Annotated in this window: 1 protein-coding gene; it reads right to left on the bottom strand. The window is 41.9% G+C overall.

The annotated features are described in order from the left end of the window. Positions 1-23 precede the first annotated feature (23 nt). Positions 24-194, bottom strand: a complete 171-nt coding sequence (locus FS736_RS24665; protein WP_186326928.1) for a hypothetical protein — start codon at positions 192-194, stop codon at positions 24-26. Positions 195-277 lie beyond the last annotated feature (83 nt).

Below are 277 nucleotides of genomic sequence, written 5' to 3'. Positions count from 1 at the left end.
TCATCCTCTAATCCCCCCATTGTTTATTCAACTATTCCCCCCATTTCCACCTCCCCTGATCCCGCTACTCCTATTATCCGCAATTCTTTCAACTCCTCACCCCCTTCTCGTTTCATTTTCCCAAATCTTTCCCAATCATCTTTACCGGAAAACATTTCCCAAAAACAATCCACATCAACAAAACCTACAAACAAACTCTTTAATCATCCCAACACTTCCACTCCTACCATCTCTTCTTCTTCCTATTCTTCTTCCCTATAACCCACCTAAATCACTC

Origin of the sequence: Cytobacillus oceanisediminis 2691 (assembly GCF_007678455.1) — a bacterium.
GTDB lineage: Bacteria > Bacillota > Bacilli > Bacillales > Cytobacillaceae > Mesobacillus > Mesobacillus oceanisediminis_A.
Note: the sequence above shows the minus strand (reverse complement) of the source record. Positions and strands in the feature narration are given on the sequence as shown.